This window comes from Streptomyces asiaticus (assembly GCF_018138715.1).
Taxonomy (GTDB): domain Bacteria; phylum Actinomycetota; class Actinomycetes; order Streptomycetales; family Streptomycetaceae; genus Streptomyces; species Streptomyces asiaticus.
In genome coordinates this window covers 40,322-57,791 of sequence record NZ_JAGSHX010000006.1, presented here as the reverse complement: position 1 = coordinate 57,791, position 17,470 = coordinate 40,322, and the positions used below count along the sequence as shown (strand labels likewise).

Annotated in this window: 6 protein-coding genes; 5 read left to right on the top strand and 1 reads right to left on the bottom strand. The window is 70.4% G+C overall.

Going from position 1 to position 17,470, the window contains the following annotated elements; all coding sequences use genetic code 11:
• Window positions 1-80: 80 nt before the first annotated feature.
• From KHP12_RS07955 to KHP12_RS07940, 4 genes are read left to right on the top strand one after another with little or no spacing between them, the layout of a single operon-like run.
• Window positions 81-866, top strand: a complete 786-nt coding sequence (locus tag KHP12_RS07955; RefSeq protein WP_086881246.1) for a thioesterase II family protein — start codon at window positions 81-83, stop codon at window positions 864-866.
• Window positions 867-880: 14 nt separating this feature from the next.
• On the top strand, window positions 881-2,134 hold the full coding sequence (locus KHP12_RS07950) for an activator-dependent family glycosyltransferase (RefSeq protein ID WP_086881245.1): 1,254 nt from the start codon (window positions 881-883) through the stop codon (window positions 2,132-2,134).
• Window positions 2,131-2,739 (top strand): dTDP-4-dehydrorhamnose 3,5-epimerase family protein, encoded by a 609-nt coding sequence (locus KHP12_RS07945; RefSeq protein WP_211832185.1) that lies wholly within the window; start codon window positions 2,131-2,133, stop codon window positions 2,737-2,739. Before KHP12_RS07950 ends, KHP12_RS07945 begins: the two co-directional genes overlap by 4 nt.
• Before the next feature lie 5 nt (window positions 2,740-2,744).
• Complete coding sequence (locus KHP12_RS07940) at window positions 2,745-3,662, top strand: NAD-dependent epimerase/dehydratase family protein (protein ID WP_211832174.1); 918 nt, start codon at window positions 2,745-2,747, stop codon at window positions 3,660-3,662.
• Window positions 3,663-3,689: 27 nt separating this feature from the next.
• On the opposite strand, the gene KHP12_RS07935 is transcribed toward KHP12_RS07940, so the two are convergent.
• Window positions 3,690-4,595 carry a 2OG-Fe dioxygenase family protein gene (locus KHP12_RS07935; protein WP_037956671.1) on the bottom strand — a complete coding sequence of 302 codons (906 nt, stop codon included), beginning with the start codon at window positions 4,593-4,595 and terminating at the stop codon, window positions 3,690-3,692.
• A 397-nt stretch (window positions 4,596-4,992) separates the two neighbouring features.
• Between KHP12_RS07935 and KHP12_RS07930 the strand changes: the two genes are divergently transcribed.
• The gene (locus KHP12_RS07930; RefSeq protein ID WP_211832171.1) at window positions 4,993-17,394 is read left to right on the top strand and encodes a type I polyketide synthase; all 12,402 of its coding nucleotides are present in this window, start codon (window positions 4,993-4,995) and stop codon (window positions 17,392-17,394) included.
• The last annotated feature ends 76 nt before the right edge of the window (window positions 17,395-17,470 follow it).

Here is a 17,470-nt window from a genome sequence, read left to right as displayed (position 1 = left end):
GCGGAAGGGAACTCTCGAAGCTGAGGGAATCTCTCGTCCACGAGAGGACAGGAACACCAGAGAAGGGAATGACGAGAGCCATGGCGTTGCCCACTGCCGGTGAGAGCCGGTGGTTCCGCAGGTTCCATCCGAACCCGGAGGCCGATATCAGCCTGGTGTGTCTGCCGCACGCCGGGGGAACCGCGAGTTTCTACTTCCCGCTCTCCGAGCTGCTGCCTTCGACTGTGGAGGCCGTGGTCGTCCAGTACCCGGGGCGACAGGACCGGCTGAGCGAGCCGTGCATCGAGAGCGTCCCCGAGATGGCGCGAGCCGTCTTCGATGTGCTGAAGCCGCTCGCCGCCAAGCGTCCCGTCGCGCTGTTCGGTCACAGCATGGGCGCCGCCGTCGGATTCGAACTGGCCATGCTGCTCGAACGAGAGCTGGGGATCACACCCCTGGCGCTCTTCGCCTCCGCCAGGCCCGCGCCTTCGCTCCAGCGCGGCCGGGACATCCACCGTCTCGACGACGCCGGGCTTGTCGCCGAGCTGCGACGGCTCAGTGGCACCGACGCGCAGATCCTCGACGAACGCGAACTGCTGCAATTGGCCCTGCCGTCGATCCGCAGCGACTACAAGGCGTCCGAGACCTACAGGACAGAGCCCGGCACGGCACTGCGGTGCGACATCGTCGCACTCACCGGCGAAGCCGACGACCACGTCTCGGTCGAGGAGGCGGCGAGCTGGCGGGAGCACACCGCGGGCAGCTTCGACCTGCGCGTCTTCCCCGGGGGCCACTTCTATGTCGCCGAGCACGGGACAGCGGTGGCCGCGGCGATCACGGACACCCTGTGCGCGGCGCGAACCCGCGGCGGACAGACCATCGGCTGAAGGAGAGCCCGACGATGCGTGTGCTTTTCGTGACCCTCTCTGACAGGTCGCATCTGCTGTCCATGGTGCCGCTTGCCTGGTCCCTGTCCGGCGCGGGCCACGACGTCCAGGTCGCCAGCAGCCCCGCGCTGGCGGGCGCCATCAAGAGCATGGGCCTGACCGCGGTCCGTGTCGGTGAGGACCACAACTTCCACGAGATGCTGGCGCGGAACCGCGGCTCGCTGGAGAACCCGCTGTCCGACTGGTCCAACCCGACCCTCGAAGCGCACTCGTGGGAGCAGGCGCTGGCGAAGCTCCGGGTCAGTGTCATGTTCTCGCACCAGGTCTACAACGACCCCATGATCCCCGACCTGGTTGAGTATGCCCGCCGCTGGCGACCCGACCTGGTCATCTGGGAACCCCTCACCTACGCAGGACCGGTGGCGGCGCGCGTCGTCGGCGCGGCCCACGCCCGGCTGCTGTGGTGTTTCGACAACCACTCCGCGATGCGCGACGTCTTCCTCCAACGCCAGGCGGAACGTCCGCGGGAGCGCCGTGAAGACCCGATGGCCGACTGGCTCGGCAAGCACCTCAGCCGCTACGGCAGCTCGTTCGACGAAGAGGTCGTGGTCGGCCAGTGGACCATCGACCAGGTACCCACCACCCTCCAATTTCCGTTGACGGTGGAGCGGATACCGGTCCGCTACCTCCCCTACAACGGCCCCTCCGAGATCCCGGACTGGCTGCACGAGCCGCCCGAACGCCCGCGCGTCGTCCTGACTCCCGGCATCTCCACGCGTGCCGTGGTCGGCGGTACCCTCCTCCCGATTCCCGACATGATCGACACGCTGGGCGACATGGACGTTGACGTGGTGGCCACGCTGCCGCCCGACGAAGCCGAGAAGCTCGCCAAGGTCCCCGGCAACACCCGTATCGTCGAATTCGTCCCCCTGCACGCCCTGCTTCCCACTGCCTCGGCCGTCGTCCACTACGGCGGCTTCGGCTCCTGGAGCACGGCACTCGCCAACGCCGTACCCCAGTTCATCCCCACCATCCGCTACGCCGACTGGTGGAACAGAGCGACAAGCCTGTCCGAGGCCGGTGCGGGACTCGCCGTTCACGCCTCCGAGCTGACGGCCGACGTCCTGCGCGACAGCGTGCAACGGCTGGTCAAGGACCCCTCCTTCCAGAGCGGAGCCGAGCGCCTGCGCCAGGAGAACCTGAACGCGCCCACCCCACACGATCTGGTACCCGTACTGGAAAACCTCACCGCGGAGCGTCGCCGATGAAGGTACGAGAGCTGGCGGTGTCCGGCGCCTACGAGTTCGTACCCGAGGTTCACCGCGACCAGCGCGGCGCGTTCGTCGCCCACTACACCGAAACCGCCTTCTCGGAAGCCGTGGGGTATCCGCTGCGCCTGGGCCAGGTCCACCACAGCTTCTCCCGGCGCGGGGTCGTCCGCGGTGTGCATTATGAGGACGTACCGCCCGGCCAGGCCAAAGTGGTGACCTGCCCCGCCGGGGAACTGCTCGACGTGGTGGTCGACCTGCGGGTGGGTTCTCCCACGTTCGGCCGCTGGGACAGCACCCGGCTGAACCCCGACTCCTGCCGTGCGGTGTACCTGGAGGAGGGACTCGGGCACGCGTTCATCGCCCTGCGGGACAACACGGTGGCCGCCTATGTGACGTCGGTGGAGTACGACCCGGCCGCCGAGCACGAGATCGACGCCTTCGACCCGGCGCTCGGGCTGCCCTGGCCCGACGGCACGGAGTACCTGGTCTCCCCACGTGACCGGGACGCGCCGACGCTGGCCGAGGCCCGCCGCGCCGACGTGCTGCCGTCGTACGAGGCGTGCCGGGCGCTGCACGTGGACAGGGGTGACAGGGCACGGTGAACGACGTGAACGATGCGCACGCGAGCTCCGCCGTCGTCATCGGCGGCACCGGATTCCTGGGACGGCACATCTGCACGGCGCTGGCCGCACATGGATATGACGTCCTGGCCGTGGCGAGAAAATCCGTTCAACCGATTCCCGGGGCCCGCTTCCTTCCGCTCGACGTGGCATCCGCGACGGTCGAGGACATCGCCGAGGCCGTGGGCTCCGCCGATCTCGTCGTCAACGCGGCGGGCGACATCGGGGCGGACGGCGAGGAACGGATGACGGCCGAGCATGTCCTGCTCGTCGACCAGCTGGTGCGCGCCGTCTCGACGCTCCGCCGACGGCCGAGGCTGCTGCAACTCGGCACCGTGCACGAGTACGGCCCCGTCCCGGAGGGCACGGCCATCGCGGAGGACCACCCGACCGCCCCTGGCAGCCTCTACGCGCGCACCAAGCTGGCCGGCAGCCGAATCGTCCTGGACGCCACGGAGGCGGGGCGCGTGGACGGCTGCGTGCTCCGCCTCACCAATGGCTGCGGACCCGGCGCCCCGCTGCACGGCTTCCTCGGCCGACTCGCCGCCCAACTGCGCGCCACAAGCGAGGACGCTCCGCTCACCCTGACCGTCGTCGACGACCAGCGCGACTTCGTCGACGTACGTGACATCGCCGAGGCCGTGGTGCTGGCGGCGGGCACACGGGCGACCGGGCGCCTGATCAACATCGGTTCAGGGACCGCAACCAGCATGCGGGAGCTCGCCGGAATTCTCGTCTCCGTGTCGGGGGTGCCCCCGCACCTGGTGCGGAAGGGGCAGGCCCCGGTACACAGCAAGGGTGGCGCGTGGACCCAGGCCGACATCCGGCTCGCGCGCGGTCTGCTGGGCTGGTCCCCGCGGGTGCCGCTGGAGCGATCCCTCCGCGACTTGTGGGCCGCCTCGTGACTCTTCCGGCCTGACGCGGCGCGGCCGCTACCTGGATGGTGTGCTGTCGAGGAGGCGCAGGCCGACCGTCATGGGAAGCTCCCGGTGCGGCTCGAGCGAATCGAAGGAGTGCGAGTGGTGTCCTTCGGCCACCGGCTTGCGGGTCAGGAAGGCCAGCAGATCTCGTGTGGCGGGCTTCGACTTGTCGGCGGCGTACAAGGTCGAGACGCTGTGCTTGCTCTCGTGGTCGACGATCAGGCACGTGTCGAGGAAGTCACGGTGCTGCGCCTTGGCGCGAACCAGGTCGGCGTCCGTGTCGTGCCATCGGGTGCCGTTCACCTCGCGCATGTCGTGCAGGAACGTGACGGCGCTGTCGCCCGTCATGTTCTCGCTGCCCAGGTAGGTCGTCATGGTGTGGTCGACGCCGTCGCTGTGTACCCCTTCGAGCGCCGGCTCACCGATCAGGTCACCGTCGGTGATGGTCCTCACGTTGAGTAGGGTGCAGATCCACTGGTCGCTGTCGTAGTCCAGTTTCGGCCGGTGGGTGACCGTCACGCCTTCGAAGACCATGAACTTGAAGACGAGAAGCGCTTGCAGGGCGGTGTTGAGCTGTAGGTCGTTCTGAATCTCGTCGAAGTTGCGCACTTGGCCGGAATCGTGCCGTACGAAGTCGTCCTCCATGGACAGCATGAACGGCTGGAATTCGAGCCGCCGCACCCGCATGGACCATGGGTCGAAACCGAAGCGGCCGGTCCTGGTCTTTCGGAACGGGAGGGTCGGGTCGCTCTTCAGCCCGTCGCTGACGGTGGTGAGGCTCTTGAGGTCGTCGTCCGTGGCACCCAATCCCTTGACGATCCTGGTGAGCTGAGCGCCGGGGACGAAAGCGAAACGATCGCGGATATAGGTCGAGCGTATCTCCGTAATCTCGGAAACCACGGCGTCATAGTTCGGCATACCTTTTGTGCCCTCCATGATGATACGGCGGATTCATTGGCCGAGGCCGACGGCGCTCGGGTGTGATGCGCAAAGTCTGGGTGATGTACCAGGTCTGGGAAGCCGCTCTGCGGACTGCGGTTCACCGGATGACGGGATCGGCGAGCCGGTACCAGAACACTCGGCATGCGCTGCCGTCACATTTACCATCCGACGGCCCGGTGGGCAATGGGCTGCGAAAGCTGATGCCCATAGGACGGTGCTGTAACGGCGGTGATCGCCGATGTCACCGACGGGTGTGGCGTCGGACAGTTAAGGGCAGTTGATGCCGGGTATATCGAGAGCATGAACTCCACGCCGGGCTTCTTCTGAATTCGTTTCCGTTCGGCCGCACGCCCGGTGCTGGAGGTTTCTCTCGATGACCACTGTCGGCCCGCCTGGAGAGGTCCGCGCCGGAGACGCTGTCGACCCGGACACGGCGATAGCCGTGATCGGCGTCTCCTGCCGGTTCCCGCGGGCGGAAAGCCCGCAGCGGCTGTGGGAGCTGTTGGCGTCGGGCGAGAGCGCCGTCACGGAGGTCCCGCCGGACCGCTGGACAGGTCAGGCCTCCGACGGAGCCCCTCGGTGGGGCGCCTTTCTCGACCGGCCGGCGGACTTCGACGCGGGCTTCTTCGGCCTTTCCCCCCGCGAGGCGCCTTTCGTCGACCCGCAACAGCGACTCGTATTGGAACTGGGCTGGGAAGCCCTTGAGGACGCCCGCGTGGTCCCCAGTGAGATCAGCGGCAGCCGACTGGGCACATTCGTCGGCGTGAACGCGGACGACTACGCGAAGCTGCTGACGCGTCACGCCGAAGCACTCGGCGCCCACCACACCTTGCCGGGCATTCAGCGCGGCATTATCGCCAACCGGCTCTCCGCTTTTCTCGGCGCCAGTGGCCCGAGCCTCACGATTGACTCCGCACAGTCCTCCTCCTTGGTGGCCCTGCACCTGGCCTGCGAGAGCCTGCGGTCCGGGGAGTCGGAACTGGCCATCGCGTGCGGCGTCAATCTGCACCTGATGCCGGAAAGTGTGCTGCTCGCCGCAAGCTGGGGCGGTCTCTCGCCGGACGGCCGCTGCCACACGTTCGACGCCAAGGCCAACGGATATGTGCCGGGCGAGGGCGGAGGCGCCGTCGTGCTCAAGCGCCTGAGCGCCGCGCTCGAGGACGGAGACCGCATCCTGTGCCTGGTGCGTGGCAGCGCGACCAACAACGACGGCAGGGGTGAGACGCTCACCTCTCCGACGGTGGGCGCCCAGGCCGACGTCCTCACCCGGGCCTACGAGCATGCCGGGCTGTCCCCGGCCGCCGTCTGCTACGTCGAGCTGCACGGAACCGGAACCCCGGTGGGCGACCCGGTCGAGGCTGCCGCACTGGGAGAGGCCATCGGCCGTCGGCGTCCGGTCGGCCGTCCGCTCGCGGTCGGGTCGATCAAAACCAACATCGGCCACCTGAGCGGCGCGGGCGGTATCGCCGGGTTCATCAAGACCGTCCTGGCCCTCAAGCATCGACTGCTGCCCGCCAGCTTGAACTTCGAGACACCGAACCCCCGGATTCCTCTGGACGAACTCAACCTCCAGGTGCAGCGGAAACTCGGTCCGTGGCCCGGGGACCCGGCGCCGGACGAGCCACTCGTCGCGGGGGTGAGCTCCTTCGGGATGGGCGGCAGCAACTGCCATGTCGTGCTGTCGGACTGGCGGCCGGAACCGGCGGACGAGCGCACCGGCGGGCGCACCCGAACGGATCCGTCGGTCGTGCCCTGGATCGTCTCCGGCCGCTCCGAGCAAGCGCTGCGCGGACAGGCGCGCCGCCTGGCCCGATGTGTCGAGGGCGCCGGCGACATGGACGTGGTCGATGTGGGTTGGTCGCTGGTGTCGTCGCGGTCGTGTTTCGGGCATCGCGCGGTGGTGATGGGCGCGGGCCGGGGTGAGCTGGCCGAGGGGTTGTCGGGGCTGGCTGAACGGGGCGGTGGACCGGGAGTGGTGTCGGGTTCGGTGGTGGACGGTGATATGGGGGTGGTGTTTTCGGGGCAGGGGGCGCAGCGAGTCGGCATGGGTGAGGGCTTGTCGGGTTTTGGTGCGTTCGCCGCGGCGCTGGATGAGGTGTTGGGCGTCTTTGACGAGGTCGCTGGTGGCGTGGCCGCTGACATAGAGCTCTCGGAGGATCTTCAGGAGGTTTTTGGGGTTGGAGGGGATTTCTCGGCTCGACTGCGGGAGGTGATGTCCGGCGGTATTGACGGGTTGACCGGGACGGGGTGGGCGCAGCCGGCGTTGTTCGCGTTCGAGGTGGCTTCGTGGCGTTTGCTGGGTTCGTGGGATGTGCGTCCCTCGGTGGTGGCGGGGCATTCTCTGGGCGAGTTGGTGGCGGCCTATGTGGCGGGTGTGTGGTCGTTGCGGGACGCGGCTCGGGTGGTGCTGGCGCGTGGGTGGCTGATGCATGGGTTGCCGATCGGCGAGGGCGTGATGGTGGCGGTGGGAGCTGGGGTGGATGCGGTGCGTTTGGGTGACGGTGTGGGGGTCGCGGCGGTGAACGGTCCTGAGTCGGTGGTGCTTTCGGGGACGGTGGCGCCGGTGTTGGCCGAGGCGGGGCGCTTGGAGGGGTTGGGGGTGAGGACGCGGCGTCTGGCGGTGTCGCATGCGACTCATTCGGCGTTGATGGAGCCGATGTTCGAGTCGTTCGGGCGGGTTGTGGGGTCGGTGGGGTATCGCGATCAGTCTGTGCCGGTGGTGTCGAGTGTCACGGGGCGGGTGGCCGCTCCGGGGGTGTTGCAGGATCCGGAGTACTGGGTGCGCCAGGTGCGCAGGACGGTGTTGTTCGCCGATGCGGTTGCCACGATGCGTGAGTACGGGGTGGCGACCTTTCTGGAGATCGGCCCTGACGCCGTTCTCACCCCCATGATCAAGGAGTCGGTCCGGGCCTGGACCGAGGACGAGCGGACGCATCCCGACGTCGCCGCTGTCCCGTTCTGCCGCAGGGATCGGGACGAGACGCATACCGCGACCACTGCGATGGCCCACCTATGGGTGCGGGGTGAGGAGATCGACTGGGAGCCGTTCTTCGTGGGGGCGCGACAAGTCGACCTGCCCACCTACGCGTTCCAGCGCGAGCGGTACTGGATCGAGAGCCAGTCGTCACCGGAACGGACGGTCGCCGAACCCACTCGGAAGGTCCCGGAGACCGACGGGACCGGGGTGGTAACGGCGTTGGACGCGGGGCGGGTCGACGGACGCCTCGCCGCTGTTCTGGCCGGGCTGTCCGAGTCCGAACAACGTGATGCCATCCTCGATGCGGTGTGCGACCAGGCGGCGTCGGTCATGGAGTACACCGGCCGGGTCGATGCCACGCTGACGTTCAAAGACCTCGGCTTCGACTCGCTGATGGCGCAGGAGCTGGCCGACGGTCTCGCCGCACGCACCGGTCTGCCCCTCGCCGGCCGGCTGGTCTTCGACTACCCGACCCCGCGCGGTCTCGCCCACCACCTCTATGAAGAGATCACCGGAAAGCGACAGGCGACTGTCACCCGCGTCGCGAAGGCGACGGCGGAGCCGTTGGCCATCGTGGGCATGGCGTGCCGCTACCCCGGCGGGGTGAGCACGCCCGAACAGCTGTGGCAGCTGGTCGTCACCGGCGAGGACGCCATCTCCGGATACCCCACCGACCGGGGTTGGGACCTGGACGCCCTCTACGACCCGGACCCCGGGCACTGGGGCACCAGCTACACACGGAACGGCGGCTTCCTCACCGGAGCCGGTGACTTCGACGCGGAGTTCTTCGGGATTTCGCCGCGTGAGGCGCTGGCGATGGACCCGCAGCAGCGGCTGCTGCTGGAGACGTCCTGGGAGGCACTGGAGCGAGCCGGAATCGATCCGCGATCGCGCCGCGAGTCGGCGACCGGCACCTACATAGGCGCCACCACTCACTACTACGGTCCACGTGCCCATCAGGCCGCTGACGGCTTCGCCGGTTACCTGCTGACCGGTAACACGCCGAGCGTGATGTCCGGCCGCATCGCCTACGCGCTCGGACTGGAAGGTCCGGCCGTGACGGTGGACACGGCGTGTTCGTCGTCGCTGGTGGCGCTGCATCTGGCTGGTCAGGCGCTGCGTTCCGGCGAGTGCGACCTGGCCCTCGCCGGCGGCGTCACGGTCATGGCCTCTCCGGACATGTTCATTGAATTCAGCCGGCAGCGCGGGTTGTCGGCGGATGGCCGGTGCAAGGCGTTTTCGGCGGATGCGGATGGTACGGGGTGGGGTGAGGGTGTGGGTGTGCTGGTGGTGGAGCGGTTGTCGGACGCCAGACGGAACGGGCACCGGGTTCTTGCCGTGGTGCGTGGTTCCGCGGTGAACCAGGATGGTGCGTCGAATGGGTTGACGGCGCCGAACGGTCCGTCGCAGCAGCGGGTGATCCGGTCGGCGCTGGCGAGTGCGGGGCTCGGTGCGGATGAGGTCGACGCTGTCGAGGCGCATGGTACGGGGACGAGGCTGGGGGACCCGATCGAGGCGCAGGCGCTGCTGGCCACGTATGGGCGGGACCGGGGCGGGCATCGGCCATTGTGGCTGGGGTCGTTGAAGTCGAATATCGGTCATACGCAGGCGGCCGCGGGTGTGGCCGGTGTGATCAAGATGGTGTTGGCGATGCGGCACGGGGTGTTGCCGAAGACGTTGCATGTGGAGGAGCCGACGCCGCAGGTGGACTGGTCGGTGGGTGGGGTGGAGCTGCTGACCGAGGCGCGTCCGTGGGCCGGGGGTGGTCGTCCGCGGCGGGCGGGTGTGTCCTCGTTCGGGATCAGCGGCACCAACGCACACGTCATCCTGGAAGAGGCGGAAGGGGCCGAAGAGGCCCTGGACAAGCCGGAAGCGCCGGCGGAAGAACCAGAGGGCGCCCCCGCCGTCATGCCCTGGGTCCTGTCGGGGAAGAGCGAGGCGGCGCTGCGCGGGCAGGCGCGACGGCTCGCGTCCTTCCTGGAGGCGCGCCCCGAGGTGTCGCCCGTTGACGTCGGGATGTCACTGGTCGCCTCACGGTCGCTTCACGAGCGGCGCGTGGTCGTGACGGGCGGCTCGCGGGAGGAACTCCTCAAAAGGGTAAGGGCGGTGGCCGAGTCCACCGCGACGGGCGGTGCGGCGCGAGACGGCGGAATCACGCCTCGCCCGGTGTTCGTGTTCCCGGGGCAGGGGGCGCAGTGGGTGGGAATGGCTCGGGAGCTGCTGACGTCCTCGACGGCGTTCGCCGCACGGATGAGCGAGTGCGCGGTGGCGCTGTCCTCGTTCGTGGAGTGGTCGCTGCTGGATGTGCTCGACGATGCCGATGCGTTGGAGCGCGTGGAGGTGGTCCAGCCGGCACTGTGGGCGGTCATGGTGTCGCTGGCCGAGGTGTGGCGCTCGTACGGTGTCGAACCGGCGGCCGTGGTGGGCCACTCGCAGGGGGAGATCGCGGCCGCGGTGGTGGCGGGCGGCCTGTCGCTGCGGGACGGTGCCCGGGTGGCGGCGTTGCGCAGCCGCGCGATCGGCACCGGGCTGGCCGGGCGCGGCGGGATGGTGTCGGTGGCGTCACCGGTCGACGAAGTGCGGCGGCGTATCGAGGCGCTGGGCGGGGCGGTGTCGGTGGCGGCGGTCAACGGGCCGTCGTCCACGGTGGTGTCGGGTACGCCGGAGGCGCTGGACGTACTGCTGGCGCGGTGTGAACGCGACGGAACAAGGGCGAGGCGTGTCGCGGTGAACTATGCCTCGCACTCCTGGCAGGTCGATGAGGTTCGCGAACAGATTCTCGCCGATCTGGCGCCGGTGGAGCCCCAGACGTTCACCGTGCCCTTCTTCTCCACGGTCACCGGGGATTGGCTGGGCGGCGAGCGCGGCCCGGATGCCGAGTACTGGGTCCGCAACCTGCGGCAGACGGTGCGTTTCGAAGAGGCGATCCGGGCGCTGGCCGGTGAGGGCTTCGGGGCGTTCGTGGAGTGCAGCGCGCACCCGGTGCTGACCGCGAGCGTGCGGGAGACGCTGGAGGCCGCGGGAAGCGACGCCGTGGTGGTCGGTTCGCTGCGGCGCGACGACGGCGGTGCGCGACGTATGCTCACGTCCCTGGGCGAGGCGTTCGTCCACGGTGTGCCGGTGGACTGGACGCGGGCGTACACCGGCTCGGGGGCGCGGCGCGTCGATCTGCCCACGTACGCGTTCCAGCACCAGAGGTTCTGGTGGGAGCCGGACGCCGCGCCCCCGCCGGAGGGCAGCGCGGCCGACGCGGCGTTCTGGCAGGCCGTCGAGGGCGGCGACGCGGAGGCGCTGGCCGGCGCACTGGAGGTCGACGACGCGTCGGTTGCGCACCTGCTGCCCGCGTTGAAGTCCTGGCGGCAGCGGCAGCTCGTGACCTCTACGGTGGACGGCTGGCGTTACCGCACCAGGTGGGTGCCCATGAGCACGGCACGTCAGCCGACGCTGTCCGGCACCTGGCTGCTGGTCGTCCCGGAGGGCCGCGCCGGGGAGGCCGTGGGGCCGACCGCGGCCGCGGTGCGGGACCACGGAGGCGACGCGGTCACGGTCGAGCTGCCCGCCGGGGCCGTCCGCGACCGGATCGCCGACATGCTGCGAGGTGTTCAGGCGGAGGGCGGCGAGTACCGCGGTGTGTTGTCGCTGCTGTCCCTGGCTGACGGGCCGCCCACCGGAGCCGGTGTCTCCCGGGCGGGCCTGACCGGGACGCTCGCCCTGTTCCAGGCGCTGGGCGACGCGGGGGTGAACGCACCCCTGTGGTGCCTGACCCGCGGTGCGGTGGCCGTCGCGGACAGGGAACAGGTCGGCGTCCCCGCCCAGCGGATGGTGTGGGGCCTGGGCCGGATCGTGGCCCTGGAGCACCCGGAGCGGTTCGGCGGTTTGGTGGACCTGCCGGAGCGGTGGGACACACGCGCGGGTCGCCTGCTGGCGGCGGTACTGGCCGGTGCCGAGGGCGAGGACCAGGTCGCGATCCGTCCCTCCGGCATGTTCGCCCGCCGCCTCGCCCGCGCCACGCGTCCCGGCCCGGGGGCGGTGTGGCGCCCGCGCGGCACCGTGCTGGTCACGGGTGGTACCGGTGGTCTGGGCGCGCGGGTGGCCCGCTGGCTGGCCAGGTCGGGCGCCGAGCACGTGGTGCTGGCCGGCCGCCGTGGACCGGACGCGCCCGGCGCCTCCGCGCTGCGCGAGGAACTGGAGGCCACCGGCACGCGGGTGACCATCACCGCCTGCGACGTGAGCGATCGCACGGCACTCGCCCGGCTCCTCGACGACGTGTCCGACGGCTGCCCGCTGTCGGCGGTGGTCCACACCGCGGCGGTCCTGGACGACGCGGTCGTGGAGCGGCTGACCCCCGAGCAGATCGACCGCGTGCTGCGGGTGAAGGCCGACGGTGCCTGGCACCTGCACGAGCTGACCCTCGGCATGGACCTGGACGCGTTCGTGCTGTTCTCCTCCGTGGCGGGCACCCTGGGCGCCTCCGGACAGGGCAACTACGCGCCCGGCAACGCCTACCTCGACGCCCTCGCCGAGCACCGGCACGGCCTCGGCCTACCCGCGTCCTCGGTGGCCTGGAGCGCTTGGGCCGAGGAAGGCATGGCCGAGGGCGGTATCGGCACGGTGGCGCGCCGGCACGGCCTGCCGGAGATGGCCCCCGAACTGGCGGTGTCGGCACTGGCGGGCGCGGTGGCCGAAGGCGAGCCCAACGTCGTGATCGCGGACGTCGAATGGGACAGGTTCCATGTGGCCTACACCGCCACCCGCCCCAGCCCTTTCCTGGCCGACCTGCCCGACGTACGCAGGCTCGCCCACGCGGCCGGTCCCGGCACACACGCGGCGGCCGCGCCCGACGGCCCGGCCGGCAGGCTGGCCGGTCTGGCGACCCGGGCCGAACAGGAGACGGCGATGCTCGCCGTGGTACGTGAACACGTGGCGTCGGTCCTGGGCCACGTGGGAGCCGACGCGGTTGATCCGTCCCGCGCGTTCAAAGACCTCGGCCTCGACTCGGTGACCGCCATCGAGCTGTGCAACCACCTGAACGCGGCGACCGGCCTGCGCCTGTCGCCCACCTCGGCCTTCGACTTCCCGAACGCCCGTGCGCTCGCGGCCCACCTGCGCGCGGAACTGCTCCCCGGCCCGGAGGCGGCGGCTGCCCCGCCCGTGGCCGCAGAACCGGCGACGGACCAGGACCCCGTGGTCATCGTCGGGATGAGCTGCCGATTCCCCGGTGACGTCCGGTCCCCCGAGGACCTGTGGCGGATGCTCGATACGGGTGGGGAGGGAATCACCCCGTTCCCCGCCGACCGTGGCTGGGACCTGGCGGCCCTGTACGACCCGGACTCCGGCTCCGACCGCGCCGGGACGTCCCATACCGACGAGGGCGGTTTCCTCCACGACGCGGGCGACTTCGACGCCGACTTCTTCGGGATGTCGCCGCGTGAGGCGCTGGCGACGGACCCGCAGCAGCGGCTGCTGCTGGAGACGTCCTGGGAGGCGCTGGAGCGGGCGGGCATCGACCCTTTGGCGCTCAGGGGCACCGGCACCGCCGTCTTCGCCGGGACGAACGGCCAGGACTACCTCGCCATGAGCCCCGAGGTGCCCGAGGAGGCGGCGGGATACGTCATCACCGGGAACACGGCCAGTGTGCTCTCCGGCCGGGTGTCCTACGCGCTGGGCTTCGAGGGGCCCGCAATGACGGTGGACACGGCATGTTCGTCCTCGCTGGTGGCCCTGCACCTGGCCATACAGTCGCTGCGCAGCGGCGAGTGCACGCTCGCCCTCGTCAGCGGGGTGACCGTCATGGCCACGCCCGGCCTGTTCACCGAGTTCACCCGCCAGGGCGGGCTCGCTCCTGACGGACGCTGCAAGGCGTTCGCGGCGACGGCCAACGGTGCCGGCTTCTCCGAGGGCGTGGGCGTACTGGTGGTGGAGCGGCTTTCGGAGGCCCGACGCCAGGGGCACCAGGTGCTGGCGGTGGTACGGGGTTCGGCTGTGAACCAGGACGGCGCCTCCAACGGCCTGACGGCGCCGAGCGGGCCGTCGCAGCAGCGGGTGATCCGGGCGGCGTTGGCGGACGCGGGGCTGACCGCGGGTGAGGTCGACGTCGTGGAGGCGCACGGTACGGGTACGACGTTGGGCGACCCGATCGAGGCGCAGGCGCTGCTGGCCACGTACGGTCGCGACCGGGATGGAGACCGGCCGTTGTGGCTGGGCTCGGTGAAGTCCAATATCGGGCACACCCAAGCCGCCGCGGGCGTGGCCGGCGTCATCAAGACGGTGCTGGCCATGCGGCACGGGCTGTTGCCCCGGACCCTGCACGTCGATGAGCCGTCGCCGCACGTGGACTGGTCCGCGGGCTCGGTGAGGCTGCTGGCCGACCCCGTCGCGTGGCCCGAGACCGGCCGACCGCGTCGGGCGGGTGTGTCCTCCTTCGGCGTGAGCGGAACGAACGCCCACATCATTCTGGAACAGGCACCGGAACAGGCACCGGAACAGGCGGCTGCGGAGGCCGAGCCGGACGACGAGCCCGTGCCGAGCACCCCGGCGGTATCTGCCGGTGGTATCACCCCCTGGGTGCTGTCGGCGAAGTCCGAGGCGGCGGTCCGGGACCAGGCCGCGCGGTTGCTGTCGCTTGTCGACGAGGGCGCCGGCCCGGATGCGGTGGCAACGGGCGATGTCGGTTTCTCGCTGGCGACCACCCGCGCGGTGTTCGACCGTCGCGCGGTGGTCCTGGGCGCGGACCGCGCCGATATGGCGCGCGGCCTGTCCGCCCTGGCGGAGGGACGGGAGGCCCCGGGCGTGGCGCACGGTGCCGTCGTCGGCTCCGACGACAGAGTGGTGTTCGTCTTCCCTGGCCAGGGCTGGCAGTGGAGGGGGATGGCGGTCGAGTTGCTGGATTCGTCGCCGGTGTTCGCGGAGTGGATGAGGACATGCGCGGCGGCGCTGGCGCCGTCGGTTGACTGGTCGTTGCTGGATGTGGTGCGAGGTGTCGAGGAGCCGGAGTGGCTTGACCGGGTCGACGTGGTGCAGCCGGTGATGTGGGCGGTGATGGTGTCGCTGGCGGGGACGTGGCGTTCGCTGGGTGTGGTGCCGTCGGCCGTGGTGGGGCACTCGCAGGGGGAGATCGCGGCCGCGGTGGTGGCGGGCGGCTTGTCCTTGGAGGACGGCGCGCGGGTGGTGGCGGTACGCAGTCGTGCGTTGCGGGCGCTGTCAGGCCGTGGGGCGATGGTGTCGGTGAGTCTGCCGGTGGGAGCGGTGGAGGAGCGGTTGGCGGCGTGGGGTGAGCGGTTGTCGGTGGCGGCGGTGAACGCGCCGGCGTCGGTGGTGGTGTCGGGTGATGTGGAAGCGGTTGAGGAATGGCTGGCGGTGTGTGAGGCGGAGGGGGTTCGAGCGCGTCGGGTGTCGGTGGATTACGCCTCGCACTGTGCGCACGTCGAGGCGATCGAGGCCGAGCTCGAGCGGAGTCTTGCCGGGATCGCTCCGCGGCCGTCGTCGGTCCCGTTCTATTCGACGGTGACGGGCGGTGTGCTGGACACGGTGGAATTGGACGCGCGGTATTGGTATCGGAACCTGCGCGGGAGGGTGCGGTTCGACGAGACGGTGCGGGTGTTGCTGGGCGAGGGCTTCCGGGTGTTCGTGGAGGCCAGTGGGCATCCGGCGCTGGTGATGGGCGTGGAGGAGACGGCCGACGACTGTGAAGTCGGCGTCGCGGCGGTGGGATCGTTGCGCCGTGGCGAGGGCGGTCCTGAGCGGCTGTTGGCATCCGTGGCCGAGGCGTTTGTGGGTGGCGCCGGGGTGGATTGGCCGGCGGTGTTCGCGGGATCGGGAGCGCGGCGCGTGGACTTGCCGACGTACGCGTTCCAGCATCGTCGGTACTGGCTCGACTCGCGCGTCGCTGCGGAATCCGGTGCTGCGGCCTCGGTGGGGTTGGAGCCGACGGAGCACCCGTTGCTGGGGGCGGCGGTGCCGCTGCCCGAGTCCGACGGGTTCTTGCTGACGGGGCGTTTGTCCCCGCGCACCCAGCCATGGCTTGCCGATCACATGATGCTGGGGCGGGTGGTCGTGCCGGGGTCGGCATTGGTGGAGATGGCCTTGCGGGCGGGGGAGGAGGTGGGGTGTCGCCGGCTGGAGGAGTTGACGCTGGAGGTGCCGCTGGTGCTGGCTGACGAGGGCGCGGTCCAGGTCCAGCTCGTCGTCGGCGGGCCGCGGGAGGAAGGCCGGCGTGAATGGAGCGTGTACGCCCGTGATGGCGGCAGCGGTTCGTGGACGCGCCATGCGCGGGGTCTGCTGAGCGTTGGTGGTGAGGCGAGCGGCTCGGGGAACGTGAGCGGCTTGGGGGATGTGAGCGCATGGCCGCCGGTGGGAGCGGAAATGGTCGACTTCGCCGGGACGTATGAGCGGTTGGCGGGTGTGGGGCTCGCGTATGGGCCGGCGTTTCGCGGGCTGCGGTCGGTGTGGCGCCGGAGGGAGGAGGTCTTCGCCGAGGCGGAGTTGCCGGAGGGGGCGAGTACGGGGCGCTTGAAGATGCATCCTGTGCTGCTGGACGCGGCGTTGTACGCGTGGCTGGCATGCGTGGACGGCGCCGGGGACGGGGTGCGGTTGCCGTTCGCGTGGAGTGGTGTGTCCGTGCATGCGGCCGCGGCCGCGGCTTCGGTGGTGCGGGTGCGCCTGGCGCCGGATGGTGATGGCGGGCTGTCGATGGCGGTGGCCGACGCGGCGGGGATGCCGGTGGCGTCGGTGGATGCTCTGGTCATGCGACCGGTGCGGGAGGCGGAGTTCACGGTCCCGGCGGGGGCGGGGGAGGGCCCGTACCGAGTGGAGTGGGTGCCGGCCGCGTTGCCTGGGGCTTTGGGGGGCGGAGCGCGGAGGTGCGCTGTGGTGGGGGAGGACGTCTTCGGGTTGGCCGAGCCGTTGGGGGCGGAGCTCTTCAAGGATCTCGCCGCGCTGAGCGAGCACGCGGTGCCGGATGTGGCGGTGGTGTGCGTCGGTTCCGCCGTCGGCGAGGTGGCGTCGGCCAGTGGTGCCGAGGGCGGGGTTCTGGGTGTGGTGCGGGAGTGGTTGGCGGAGGAGAGGTTCGCTCAGTCGCGGTTGGTGGTGGTGACGCGGGATGCCGTGGCCGTCGAGGCGGGTGAGGACGTCCGCGATCTGGCAGCGGCCCCGGTGTGGGAGTTGCTGCGCTCCGCGCAGACTGAGAATCGGGGGCGGTTCGTGTTGCTGGACGTGGACGATTCGGCGGCGTCGCTCGATGTCCTGCGTCAGGCCGTCCTGGCGGGAGAGGGACAGGTGGCCGTACGGAGCGGCGAGGTGTTCACGCCGCGTTCGGCCCAGCCGAAGGGACGCGTCCGTCGGCCGGTCCCCGCCCACGCCGAAGCCTCCCGTTCGGAAGGGGCGCCACTGGTACAGCGTCTGTCGGGCCTCGGCCACGGGGAGCGACAGCGGGTACTGCTCCGGACGGTCCGGGAACACGCCGCGGCCATCCTCGGCCTCGGGGAAGCGGGAGCCGTGGCGCCTGGTCGCGGCTTCCTCGACCTCGGCTTCGTCTCGCACACCGCGGTGGACTTGCGTAACCGGCTGAACGCGGCCACCGGGTTGCGACTGCCCACGACCCTGATCTTCGACTACCCGAGCCCGGCCGCGCTCGCCGAACACCTCGGAAAGGAACTGGCACCTCCCGACGCCCCGGCATCGGACGGCCCGACACAGGCCGGCTCGGCGCAGAAGGCCCCGGTCACCATCGCTGATCGTTTGGAGTCCGCGGCGGCCGACGACCTCTTCAGTTTCATCGACCAGGAATTCGGACCGGCCTGAGCGCACGCTCTCGCACGCCGTACACCGACCGCACGTCGTACACCCAAGCTCCCGAAGCTCAATCCCGTGAGGTATT

Bases quoted from the DNA above. Each gene is read 5' to 3' on its own strand.
- KHP12_RS07955 (WP_086881246.1), top strand. From the start codon at position 81: ATGGCGTTGCCCACTGCCGGTGAGAGCCGGTGGTTCCGCAGGTTCCAT.
- KHP12_RS07950 (WP_086881245.1), top strand. From the start codon at position 881: ATGCGTGTGCTTTTCGTGACCCTCTCTGACAGGTCGCATCTGCTGTCC.
- KHP12_RS07945 (WP_211832185.1), top strand. From the start codon at position 2,131: ATGAAGGTACGAGAGCTGGCGGTGTCCGGCGCCTACGAGTTCGTACCC.
- KHP12_RS07935 (WP_037956671.1), bottom strand. From the start codon at position 4,595: ATGCCGAACTATGACGCCGTGGTTTCCGAGATTACGGAGATACGCTCG.
- KHP12_RS07930 (WP_211832171.1), top strand. From the start codon at position 4,993: ATGACCACTGTCGGCCCGCCTGGAGAGGTCCGCGCCGGAGACGCTGTC.